We start from the raw sequence: 11,581 nt of genomic DNA on the forward strand, positions 1-11,581 counted from the left end.
CCCACCGCGCCCCAACCACATTCATATTGACATAGTTGCGGGAACAGCGTGTTATACGATGTTTCCGCTCTCTTGCACAGAAAAGCCGGATGATAAAATCTGTTCCAGAAGATCAAGTTGAACATGACTGACATGATTAAAAATATGAAGAGTTGACAATATCGCTTGGTTTGCCATAGGTATTGCCATCATCAACGCTAAGTTTTGGAACTCCCCTGTTATGTGAAGTCGGAAATCCTCAAAAGCAAACATAAAAATAAAAGGCCAACAATCTCTGTCAGCCTCTTATTGCTAGACTATATTAACTTTAGGCTCTGTCACCTCTGGACATGAATTATATAGTTCCTCGGGATCTAAATCTAAACAGTTATTGGGATCAAACTTCCCAGTGATATCCCAAGCCAAAGTGTCATTAAGAACTGTACATGAATTTATAAATAGCTCGATATTCTGAAGTTGTTGAAAAACTCCCTTTTTGATGAGCTCTGAAGCATCGAAAAGCTTAATCTTTCCATCAACAAAATAAATATATACTTTGAAATCACTTGTTGGTACTACTTGTATAACTTTATGAAACATTATAGCAACCTCCTTATTTCAGCGGGTCTATCCTAATAAACTGATTGTTTTCTCTGCCGTTTTCCCAATTAACTATTAATTCTTCCCTATGAATCTCGCACCATGCAAGAACAAGTTTTAATTGTTTTGATGGGAATATCCCCTTTAATACGGTCGCATTCTGTATGTCAACTAATATTTTATTTTCTCCATACTCTGCATGGAAATGAGGTGGAACATGCTCATTCCAAAACATCATGATTTTTATACCGTAGAATTCGCTTACTATTGGCATATTAACACCTCTTATTAATTATACCCCAACTACCTTCAGATGAAAATAAATTCCATATATTTCTGCTCAGATATTTCCGATTTCACATAACGTTCCCGGGATTACCGTAGCGTCATCATACATTCATCTTCACAAAGTTACGGTAATCCCGTGTTAAATGAAGTTGGTCGCCCCCATACTCAGAAGTCGCCATGGAGGGCGACCCCTCAAATCTCAAATAACCATGCAAAATAAATAGAGAGATTACGTCTGAAATCTTTAAATATCACATTATGCTCATTATCTTAACGATAAATTGAATTTGTCAATCAAAGTAAAATAGTTCCTCAAATTTATTTCAAATGCAACACAAAGGATACGGCTAATTGGCAATACTCCAAACCGATATAGAAAAACCAGAGAGAGGCATCGTCCTGAAAGGGATAGTGCCTCTTTTTTTCTCTGGTATAAGTTCGTCCTCTACCATCAGCGTCTGCGCCAAACGGCTCTTACACCAAGCACCACTAAGCCTATCATCAGCAAGATACCAATTAGAGCAGCTCCGGGCGCGTCATCGGTTTCGCCAATGTAAATACCTGCAATGCCAATCAATATACCGATGACAAAGAGGCAGACAGCGATGCCCAACGCCTTGCGCCTAACTTTCTTCAAATAGTCAACCTCTTTATCAGTTGTTGGCGGCAGCGGTGTCTTGACAGGAGATTTCATCTTTTCATAGTCCGAGCGGCAGTCCTCACATTCCTTCAAATGCTGCTTAACCTCCGCTGTCGTTTCATCGCCGAGCAGTCCGTCGACATAACCCGGCAATAAGTCTTTGACAATATAGCATTTCAGCATGACAACACCTCCATTATTTTTTGCTTTGCCCTGTAAAAAGTTGTCCGCGCCCAGTTTTCGCTTTTGCCGAGGACTTCCCCGATTTCGGAAAAGGAGAACTCGCCGGAAAGCCTCATATGGACAACTTCCCTCATCGGCTCGCTCAAAGTATGGATTGCCTTATACAAGAATAACTTATCACTGGTCAGCAGAGCCGATTGTTCGGGCGTCGACGACTCAGGTATATCTTCAGTCAGTTCCTGCGCGGCGTTTCGGTTTCGCTTCCGTAATTCCTGATACCAAACATGTTTAGCAATCTGACAGAGCCAAACTGATATTTTACAGCTGCCATTATATTTGTGAATAGAATAAACGGCGCGATAAAAAGTTTCCTGAGTCAGTTCTTCCGCCGTATCCACATCGTGAGACAGGGAGAGCAAGAACTTGTATACGCTTCGGGCGTGTTCTTTGTATATTTCTTCAATGCGGTCACCCACTACCGTGCCTCCTTTCAATCAGTTCCACTTATATATCCCGAAAACGAATGTTTCGTTACAGAGAATAAAATTATTTGAACAAAAGCGGAGAGAAATATCTCTTCTGCTCAAAACTCCGCCTTCTATATAATCCTGATTTGCCAAATGAGTATTATACTCATTACCCATAAATGCGCCTGACTATACTCGCATATAAATTTCGGTTTGTTAGCTTACGGTTATACTCATAATCTCACTGTCAACTTAGCGTTTAAGCTTCTTTCTTCAGGAGATATCTCTTTATTCTTTTCTATTTCCGCTAAAACAAAAAATTTCGATAGATTGTTTCACTCAAATCACTCCTGGTTTTTGTGTCATTATTAAACTTTGCTCAAGTTCTTATTTTCCGCGCTGAGAAAGATTATAAATAATTGGAACTTCAAATCATAAAATTCTTCAAATCTACTCGCAGAATCCGCGCCAGGACGGCGCGGCCCTTTGCGACCAATTTCATCTAACGTCCCGAGTGTTTACGACGCGCCCCAACAACATTCATATTAGCAAAGTGTCGTAAACACTCTGTTAAATGAAGTTGGTCGTCCTGCATAGCCGAGGCTGACATGGATGTCAGCCCCTCGAGTATTGCTTAAATTCTTAGAAAATCTATTTATTCTTACTCATTTTTCTTCTTGTTTCTCTATTTGGTTGCTTAGAACTAAGTGAAATGTCACCGGATTTTACCATCGCTGAAATAAATGGTTCTGCAATTTTAGGATTTCTAAGCATAATCGACATCATTTCTTTTTCATTAATTGCCTCACCATTTTGCTGTTTTAATAACATATCTAATAATTCAGGACTTTCTAACATTGCCATCATTATCTCTGTTTCTTTCGGCACTTCTGGCTCTTCACAATAATCCGGAAATTTATATTTTGTCAACTTTGCTAATTCAAGTAAGTGGCTATCTGGTCTATTAGGATCCTTTTCATAAAGTGAAAAATACAACTTTAACGTTTCCGAGAGTTCCTTCAATCCAGTAGCAGTATTTTCATACTCGATGTATCTTAAATGCGCAATATCAAATGGAACTTTCGGAGCGTTCTTTTCTCTAATTATTATTGTCCCAGGTTTACATGCATGTCTTAGCCCTAATTCATAAAAAACATTTGGATTAGGAAAACTCACGTCTGCTACTACGAAATTTGAATGCATAATTCTTGTTACAATATCAGTAGTTATGGTTCCCGGCAGAGAAATCTCATCAGCTCGAACAACCTCAATTCCTGGTCTTGCTTTTAATATCGCTTCTTTAATTAAATCATCATATCTTTGTTTTAATTCTTCCTTTGAAATACTAATATCCGGATAATTCTGTTCACTAATGGCCATAATCACGAAACAGTTTTGTATTGACATCCAAAATCCTCCTCAATAATTGTTCTTTATTTCTACGTCCGCGCCAGGACGGCGCGGTCTTTGCGACCAATTTCATCTAACGTTCTGAGGGTTTGCGACGTCGGGTTACTACCTTCATACTTCTCCCCGATGTCGCAAACCCTCTGTTATCTGTCGTTTTGCGCCTTATCTATATGCTCGTTTGATTGTTCTTTGTAATTATATCTTTTAAAGCTACAACAACATCAGTTACACTGTTATTGTGGTTTTTATCATTGTCAATAGAATTTTTCCCTTCTTCCACAAAAAAATCATTATTTCCAAAAATTTTCTTTGCAAGTTCTTGTTTAATTTCTTGTTGTTGCTCCTTTTCAAGAGTCAATAAGTATGGATCTAATGAAGCTAATTCTAGTTCTAGTTTTCTATAATATTTTTCAGATTTATGATTACTCCCTGCTTGTTTCCCCGAATAGGTTGCTATAGAAGCAAATGCAGCAGCAACAAACCATTTTGTACCCGTGACTACCCAATTAAAATTCTCTTTATTGTATAAAGCATGTTCTGCTGCCTTTATTGCAAAAATAATCATTCCAATCATACTTGCAACAGCAACAATCTGCCAAATTATTTTAGTCCACATAGATTGATTTGCATATTTTCGATATCCATAGGATAATCCATTATTTGTTAAGGTTCCAACAAGATTCTTAATATAACTTCTCTGTTCCTCTAATTCTTTTTCGTATTTTTGTGCATTGGCTAAAAGTTCGTTTTTAAAATTTTCCATGTAAGTAGATAAATTATTGTTGAAATTTTCTATATTATCTTTCGTAGTGTTAAGCAGGTCATTAAAAGTAGCGTTCCATTCATCGATTCTTTCCTTATTCTTTTGTTGTAAAACCTCAAGCTCTTTTGTATAGTTTTCTGATCTTTTCTCTTGTGAATCCGTAAATTGGTTCTTAAAATTTGCGATACTATTTTGAGCATCGTTGATTATATTATCGATTCGGTTTTTCTCAGTTGTTATGTTCTTGGCTAAGTCATTTAGCTTATTTTCAATGTCTAATTTCGTCTTTAACAAATCTTCATAGTCTTTTTCGGTATTAGACTTGTGCTGAGAAACGGAACGTCTTAATGAAACAATAATATCTTTAAACCCCTCAAAGTCCTCTGGTGTTCTTGGATAATATATAGTACCAAGTTGTTGAATTACTCCTTCTAAATGGCTGTTTATTTGCGCAATCGCATTCTCTCTATTAGATTGATTACTGTCATTAATATAATTTCTTATAATACTATTTATCTGAATCATAGGATTTTGTAAATTTTGTAGAACGTTGAAAGAAAATATGGAGGTATCTACATTGTCAAATATACGTCCCAGTTGTTGATATACTCCTTCAACTCGTTGGAAAGTTTCTTCATGGAAAGGATTACTGATATGCAACTTTCTAGCTTCTTCAATAAGGCTAGAAATTTCCTGAAGACTTTTCATGACTTGATGATTATTGAATCTTTCGTCAAAATGACCCATTTTACTTGACCCCCAGTATAATCTCATACCCTAATAGTACCAAGATATCAATGGAAAATAAATACATATTTCAACATAATGTTACTATTTTAAAATGACAGATAACGTTTTGCATTCCCGCCGCGCCATTCCGCATCCATCTTCCTCTAAGTGGCGGGAATGTGGTGTTATGTGAAGGCCGAGACCCGCAGAGCAAGTGCTTAAGCTTAATTGATGCATTGTTCTCACTATTCAGCTTTCATAGACTTTTCTTTGAGCTTTTTTATATCCGACATAACTTTATTACACATATTGTCTAAATCTTTATCTATATTTAACTCAATTTGTTCGTTAACACTAACATACTTAATCATATCCTGATTAAGAAAATCATCACAAAATACTCTCTTTGATAACTTATCTATGAATTCCTTGTATCTTGTACCTTGAAACATAACAGATTCCCCAATTGAATCCAATTCATTAAGTGTTTTCAAATCATCTCTTAACATTTCTAGATCACCATATAGTTTATAGATATAATCAATGTTTTCTAATTTGCTTGCAATCATAGCTACATTTCTAATCCAATTACTACTCAAAAACATTCTTGTTGGTACATCTTTAAACGATTGATTTCTGTGGCTAATATAAATTTTCTTTAAATCAGTTAACCCCAATATCAGATCATAATATACAATTAAAACATTTTCCCTAATTTCAGATTCTTCTTGTATTGTCTTCCCTTTGTTTAAACTAATTAATACAGCTGAAAGAGTGGCAAATCCACCTACAATCCCTCCAATATAGCTTCCAAGAAATCCTGCCCATTCTCCATTACTTAAGTTCGATTTTATATTGTTTCCAAATATCAAACTGTCGAAAAGCCAAGGAATCAAAATAATAATTACTATTCCGATAGATACATAAATTATGGTTTTTGGGTTTTTATGAAATTTCAATGAAAAATACCCCCAAAGTTTTTTACTACAATGATAACCAAAAATTTTCTCTCGGCTTTCACATAACGGTTTGCGTGTTTGCGACGCGTCTTTACCGCATTCATATTGACAAAGTGTCGAAAACACGCTGTTATGTAAAGTCGCGCGTCCCCGGATTCAGAGGCCGACAGGACGTCGGCCCCTGGAATCTGACATAATATTTACTATCGGATCTATCGAAATCACAAATCCGATAACTATAATCATTTCAACTTGGACTGAGATTCTTTTTCTCTATTAATTCTTAAATCGGTTTCTTTGTTATCAGAACTAGGTTTCAGACAATACTTATTCGTATAAATGACTAACATGACCACCGAAACAAAAACAATAATAATATAGACAATGGCGTTAATAAGTGAGAAAGCTAAGGCCATAATTGCTATCGAAGTTATCATTAACATTATACCTGTAGCTCGGGTTAGCTTCTTTCTATCATATTTGCTCTGTTGCTCTTTACTCATCGTATTATACCCGGCAATTAGCCAGCTCCCTCTTCCTGATAGCAAGATTATTGATAATACAAACATCAACCCTGCTAATATATATGCGACAATCATCTTTTCCCCTCCTTACAAAACTATTCTATTCATATTCAAGAGGTCTAAAATAAATCTTTAATGAAAATCCGCGCATGGATGCGCGGTCTATGCGCGCGATTTTATATAACGTCTCGAGTGTTCCCGAAGTCTGGTTACTACGTTCATATTATACCATATTTTGGGAAAACTCTGTTAGACGACGTGGTATGCCCCACGTAGCCAGAGCCCGGCACGGACGCCGGGCCCCCCAGAAACTTATTAACAGATCTTTAAATCACTAATTAATTGAGGCTCTTTCAAAGCATGTATGATAACTTTTTTTAACAAAAAGTACAAGAAATCAATTGCCCTTTCTTTCCCAACAATTGCAGATAACTCTTTATTAAAATTTGAAAAGTCTCCATGTGCAATGTCACTTCTATATGAATATAATTTTTCAATTATTAACTCAAACGTATTTGAATCTGGCCCACCGAAGAATAATCTAAAATCAATTTTTTCATCAAATCTATTATTTAGAAGGTTCAATTTTGTTTTTAGTTGATGAGTTATACTACTATCTCCTTTTTGCGGGTTATGTACTAAAAGAGTTTCTAGTATCGAAAAGATTGCAACTATCATAAATGATGATTTTCGAGGTATTTGTTTCAGACTTCTAAAGTCCGCTAAAGATTTATAAATGTATGAATAAATATCTTTTCTGATCTCAATAAAGTTTTCTATTAAATAAGTTAGTTCCCTTACCTCTATTAAGTTTTCCTTAGTAATAATCTTTTTGTGTAATAACATCGTATTATCTGAAAGATAGTTATGTAAACCTTGTATACTATACATTCTCCCCCCACTCGGGATTATTTGAAAAAGAACATGGATATCTGCTTTGGACAATAATAATGATAAGTCAATATTATCATCTACTTGATTTCCATCATATTCAATTATCCAATACTTCCAATCAGATTCTTCAAGCCCAATATAACTACCTGAACCATTACTCTCTTCTTTCTTGTCTAACTCATATCTTTTTGTAAAGCCAAATGTATTATCGGTTTCGGGTATACTCATTTTAATTGTTTCTATTTGATTAGAGTTTGCTTTCTTTAATAAATGTCCGGGGATTATTTCAAACTCACTGTCAATATTCACTTCTAATATATCACCTATAAAAATAAATCCTCTTCTATTACCCATATAGCACCTCTTAACTAATCACTTTATAAAATATCTGCAAAACTATTTCTTAATAAACGTCTAATACAACTTTAATTTATCCGCGCCAGGACGGCGCGACCTATTGCATACCATGTCGTCTAACGTCTCGCCGGTTCCCGCCGCGCCCTGACCACATTCATCATCCTCCAAGTGGCGGGAACCGGCTGTTCTACGACGTGGGAAGCCCCGTGATTCAGAGAGCGCCATGGACGGCGCTCCCTTTAACATAATTTCATTAAATTAATAGTAAATTGCGAAATGAAAAACATCATGCTCATTTCCTAAGAATAAGCAATTGTAACCTTCTTTCACATCTCCAATTAAGTTAACCGGTAGGGGTTTATAGGCATGGTTATAGTTATATACCAAATCGGTTGTAAGCGCAGGAACGTTCATTTTAGTCAAAAAAGGAAAATAACAATGTTTTTTTTCGCTCGCCTTAGGTTTATTGCCAGCTCCTTCTCCTAACTGTATAAGTTGTGAGAATCTATCGACACAGTTGAACCAGCCGATAATAAAAGCTCTTTTCCCTTTATTTCCACTTCTTGTTTCATGTAATAGCCAATCAAAATCTGCCTGGTATTTATCCCAATTTTTGCTTGCCGAATTAGTCTGAGATGCACTCTTCCAATTCTTTAAATATTTTACTTCAATTTTGAAATCTTTGGGTTCAATATAAATATCATGATTAACTTTACTCTTATCTTGCCTTTTACTATCGCCGACAGTATAATGTGCCATTTGTCTAAATGGATATCCAATTCTTACGCAAATATCCATTTCGTTATATTTCTCATCTGCTATCTTCTTAATTTCACTTTTTGGCAGGTTCTGATAGAGCCCATTAAATTCATCAATAATAAAAAGACAAGTTGATAAAAGATACTGATCAATAGTAGGATTTAAGTTCATAATATTACCCCTCTCTCCTCTTAATCATAAGATAACCACTTATATTTATGCGCCATGGATGGCGCATTTTGCTTCCCATGTCGTAGAACGTTCAGCCGTTCTCGAAGCGTCTTGTCACATCCATCTATTCTAAGTTTCGGGAACGGCGTGTTCTACGACGTGGGAAGGCCCGTAATCCAGAGAGCGACACGGATGTCGCTCCCTTATAGAAAAGTGTAGTTTTATTCATCGATAAACGTTTCTTTTATTTTTTCGTAAACATAATTTATATCTTCGATCTTCCCATTGTATTCAACCATTTTAAAATTACTGGAATTTCTATCGAATTGAGCAATTTTCACATTAACAAACACATCATTTTTTCGTTTATATTTGTCATAAATATAATTGGTGAACAATCCTTTTATAAGATCCCATAATTGTTTTCCGATCCAACTACCTACTGTAATAATAATTGGTAATGGTATAATATTTTCTTGGGTAACTGAAGGCTTCTCACTTTGAATAACCTTTATTTTGTGATTCTGATATATTTCTTCTTTTCTAATCGCAGATATGTTTCCTGTTGATGTTGAGACAGTCTCTTCAAAGTTCAAATAAACTACATTTTGTTCTATCAACAAAACATCTGATTGTTCCATTTTTACTACTTCTTTTGCATCTTCCTCTGTCAAATCTAATGATTTGAAAAAAGTTTCGGCAGAAATATCATTCACATCAACTTTTGCTATAACTCTATCAGTTATAGGTTTACTGGTTGAGACAGATTCCAAACACTTAGGTGTTGGTGGCTGCATACTCTATCCCCCACATTCTTATATTTATTTTCTTTCTTAATCATCCTCGCAACAGGATGTTGCGACAACCTTCCCATGTCGTAGAACGTCCCGAGTGTTCCCGAAGTCTGGTTACTACATTCATCTTACTCCCAGATTTTGGGAACACTCTGTTATCTGCAGTGGCGATGAGGTGCTCGCAAATTCATTTATTTACTAGTAACACAGATCCTACAAAACTGTGCACGAATTATCGGATATGTAGGTTGTTTTTCTGCTATTCTATTTGTAAGGGAGGTCTTCCAAATGAATTTAATAAAGAATCTTAATGACGCATTAGACTATATCGAAGAAAACCTTACAAATGATATTGACTATAAAGAAGTCGCACGTCTGGCTTTTTGCTCGGAATATCATTTCATGAGAATGTTTTCTTTTCTAGCTGGCGTAACGCTCGCGGAGTACATCCGAAGAAGACGCCTAACTCTTGCAGCATTTGAACTAAATGATACTGAATTAAAAGTAATTGATATAGCATTGAAATATGGCTATAGTTCACCTGATTCTTTTACTAGGGCTTTCCAAAATATGCATGGAATAACTCCGGCAGAAGCCAAGAATAATGGTCAATTACTAAAAGCCTATCCACGGATGACCTTTCATATATCAGTTAAAGGAGAAAGCGCTATGAATTATAGAATTGAAGAAAAAGAAGATTTTCGTATTGTTGGTATTCAAAAAAGGGTTCCCATAATTTTTAACGGAACTAATCCTGAAATTACTTCTATGTGGAAGAGCCTTACGGAGGAAAAGATAATTCAACTTAAAAATCTATCTAACGTCGAACCTTTAGGGCTGATTCAAGCATCAACGGACTTTTCAGAAGGGCGTATGGAGGAAAAAGGTGAACTTGATCATTACATTGGCGTTGCGACAACTAATGTCTGCCCGAATAACTTTACCAAGCTTGAAGTTCCTCCCTCAACATGGGCTGTATTTGAATCAGTCGGACCATTCCCTGATATACTTCAAAATACTTGGGGGCGCATCTATTCAGAATGGTTCCCTTCCTCCAACTACGAGCAATCAGAAGGCCCAGAAATATTGTGGATGGAGAATTTTGATGTTTCTTCTCCCACTTTTAGAAGCGAAATATGGATACCTGTTCGGAAAAAGAAATAATTTTTACTTCAGCCATTGCAGATAACGTTCAGCCGTTCCCGAAGCGTCATATCACATTCATCAATGCTAAGTTTTGGGAACGGCGTGTTATGTACAGTTGGCTTCCCCATTTTTACTAAACAAATACTTATTTAGTACTCAAGCAATTCCGACACAGTTTTAAACGTATAGCCCTGTTCTCTTAGCCCGTTTACTATTCCTTCAACCGATTCCAACATTACCTGTCTACTGTCATACATGACATGTAGAAGAATTATCGAACCCGGTTTGACATTCTCCATAACATAGTTTGTAATCTTTTCAGAACTACTCATTATCTCTGGGTAAGAATCAGGTTCTAGGTCCCACATTATAGTTTTACGATTGTGTTGTTTTAGGTAATAAGGAAGTAAGAATAACTTTTTCCCATTCGGTGGTCTGAAAACAATTTCCCCTTTATAACCTGCTTCTTCTATTAGCTGGTCTGTCTTTTCAATTTCATTTTTAATATAGTTATATGATTTTAATACCATCCGATTATGAGAGTAAGTATGGTTTCCTAATTCGTGTCCTGAAGCAACAATTTTTTGACCTTCAGACATATCCTTCTCAAGGTCACTCCCAATTACAAAAAAGGTTGCTTTGATATCTAGCTTACTGAGAATTGATAAGATCTCGTCAGTTTTATCAGTCGGTCCGTCATCGAAAGTCAGTGCAACCACTTTTTCAGTTGTATTCATTCTGGAATATATATTACCGAAAAATTGAAACGTCCGTGATTTGGATAAAGTCCATAAACCAACTACAATCATAAATACCACTGCAATAATAGATAGCGTAAATAAAATCTTTTTCAAAATCATACACTCCAAATAATTTCTTAAATAGCCAATTGTACATAACGTCCTGCGTATTCCCGAA

13 protein-coding genes are annotated in these 11,581 nt (G+C 35.9%); 1 reads left to right on the forward strand and 12 read right to left on the reverse strand.

All coding sequences use genetic code 11. From position 1 onward, the window contains the following. Window positions 1-291: 291 nt before the first annotated feature. The 11 genes from A7K50_RS03195 to A7K50_RS03245 all read right to left on the reverse strand — a co-directional run bounded on the left by A7K50_RS03195 (window position 292) and on the right by A7K50_RS03245 (window position 9,520). Window positions 292-579: a DUF2442 domain-containing protein gene (locus A7K50_RS03195; protein ID WP_119774583.1), complete on the reverse strand. Its 288-nt coding sequence runs from the start codon at window positions 577-579 to the stop codon at window positions 292-294. A 13-nt stretch (window positions 580-592) separates the two neighbouring features. Beyond that, window positions 593-853, reverse strand: coding sequence for a DUF4160 domain-containing protein (locus A7K50_RS03200; RefSeq protein WP_119774584.1), 261 nt, complete (start codon window positions 851-853; stop codon window positions 593-595). Window positions 854-1,318: 465 nt separating this feature from the next. Continuing rightward, the gene (locus A7K50_RS03205; protein ID WP_119774585.1) at window positions 1,319-1,690 is read right to left on the reverse strand and encodes a zf-HC2 domain-containing protein; all 372 of its coding nucleotides are present in this window, start codon (window positions 1,688-1,690) and stop codon (window positions 1,319-1,321) included. Further along, entirely contained in the window at window positions 1,684-2,166 is a 483-nt protein-coding gene (locus A7K50_RS03210) for a sigma-70 family RNA polymerase sigma factor (protein WP_119774586.1), read from the reverse strand. Before A7K50_RS03210 ends, A7K50_RS03205 begins: the two co-directional genes overlap by 7 nt. 642 nt (window positions 2,167-2,808) lie before the next feature. Continuing rightward, window positions 2,809-3,564 (reverse strand): hypothetical protein, encoded by a 756-nt coding sequence (locus A7K50_RS03215; protein WP_199698215.1) that lies wholly within the window; start codon window positions 3,562-3,564, stop codon window positions 2,809-2,811. Between the two features lie 169 nt (window positions 3,565-3,733). Beyond that, a complete protein-coding gene (locus A7K50_RS03220) occupies window positions 3,734-5,077 on the reverse strand; it encodes a hypothetical protein (RefSeq protein ID WP_119774587.1) in 1,344 nt (447 codons plus the stop codon). 227 nt (window positions 5,078-5,304) lie between these two features. Continuing rightward, entirely contained in the window at window positions 5,305-6,018 is a 714-nt protein-coding gene (locus A7K50_RS03225) for a hypothetical protein (RefSeq protein ID WP_119774588.1), read from the reverse strand. Window positions 6,019-6,260: 242 nt separating this feature from the next. Further along, window positions 6,261-6,617 (reverse strand): DUF3784 domain-containing protein, encoded by a 357-nt coding sequence (locus A7K50_RS03230; RefSeq protein ID WP_119774589.1) that lies wholly within the window; start codon window positions 6,615-6,617, stop codon window positions 6,261-6,263. Window positions 6,618-6,857: 240 nt separating this feature from the next. Further along, window positions 6,858-7,790, reverse strand: coding sequence for a HEPN domain-containing protein (locus tag A7K50_RS03235; RefSeq protein WP_119774590.1), 933 nt, complete (start codon window positions 7,788-7,790; stop codon window positions 6,858-6,860). A gap of 261 nt (window positions 7,791-8,051) precedes the next feature. Next, window positions 8,052-8,723, reverse strand: coding sequence for a hypothetical protein (locus A7K50_RS03240; RefSeq protein WP_119774591.1), 672 nt, complete (start codon window positions 8,721-8,723; stop codon window positions 8,052-8,054). A gap of 221 nt (window positions 8,724-8,944) precedes the next feature. Then, entirely contained in the window at window positions 8,945-9,520 is a 576-nt protein-coding gene (locus tag A7K50_RS03245; RefSeq protein ID WP_119774592.1) for a hypothetical protein, read from the reverse strand. A gap of 285 nt (window positions 9,521-9,805) precedes the next feature. On the opposite strand from A7K50_RS03245, the gene A7K50_RS03250 reads away from it, so the two are divergent. Continuing rightward, a complete protein-coding gene (locus tag A7K50_RS03250) occupies window positions 9,806-10,681 on the forward strand; it encodes an AraC family transcriptional regulator (protein WP_119774593.1) in 876 nt (291 codons plus the stop codon). Between the two features lie 131 nt (window positions 10,682-10,812). Here A7K50_RS03250 and A7K50_RS03255 read toward each other — a convergent pair. Beyond that, window positions 10,813-11,581, reverse strand: a 769-nt coding sequence (locus tag A7K50_RS03255) for a polysaccharide deacetylase family protein (protein WP_243103616.1), incomplete at its 5' end; no start/stop codon positions are given.

This window comes from Dehalobacter sp. MCB1 (assembly GCF_003590275.1).
Lineage (GTDB): Bacteria > Bacillota > Desulfitobacteriia > Desulfitobacteriales > Syntrophobotulaceae > Dehalobacter.

What these genes read in the sequence shown, in the direction of transcription:
- A7K50_RS03195 (WP_119774583.1), bottom strand. Translation starts at nt 579, where the DNA reads ATGTTTCATAAAGTTATACAAGTAGTACCAACAAGTGATTTCAAAGTA.
- A7K50_RS03245 (WP_119774592.1), bottom strand. Translation starts at nt 9,520, where the DNA reads ATGCAGCCACCAACACCTAAGTGTTTGGAATCTGTCTCAACCAGTAAA.
- A7K50_RS03215 (WP_199698215.1), bottom strand. Translation starts at nt 3,564, where the DNA reads ATGTCAATACAAAACTGTTTCGTGATTATGGCCATTAGTGAACAGAAT.
- A7K50_RS03235 (WP_119774590.1), bottom strand. Translation starts at nt 7,790, where the DNA reads ATGGGTAATAGAAGAGGATTTATTTTTATAGGTGATATATTAGAAGTG.
- A7K50_RS03220 (WP_119774587.1), bottom strand. Translation starts at nt 5,077, where the DNA reads ATGGGTCATTTTGACGAAAGATTCAATAATCATCAAGTCATGAAAAGT.
- A7K50_RS03230 (WP_119774589.1), bottom strand. Translation starts at nt 6,617, where the DNA reads ATGATTGTCGCATATATATTAGCAGGGTTGATGTTTGTATTATCAATA.
- A7K50_RS03240 (WP_119774591.1), bottom strand. Translation starts at nt 8,723, where the DNA reads ATGAACTTAAATCCTACTATTGATCAGTATCTTTTATCAACTTGTCTT.
- A7K50_RS03250 (WP_119774593.1), top strand. Translation starts at nt 9,806, where the DNA reads ATGAATTTAATAAAGAATCTTAATGACGCATTAGACTATATCGAAGAA.
- A7K50_RS03205 (WP_119774585.1), bottom strand. Translation starts at nt 1,690, where the DNA reads ATGCTGAAATGCTATATTGTCAAAGACTTATTGCCGGGTTATGTCGAC.
- A7K50_RS03200 (WP_119774584.1), bottom strand. Translation starts at nt 853, where the DNA reads ATGCCAATAGTAAGCGAATTCTACGGTATAAAAATCATGATGTTTTGG.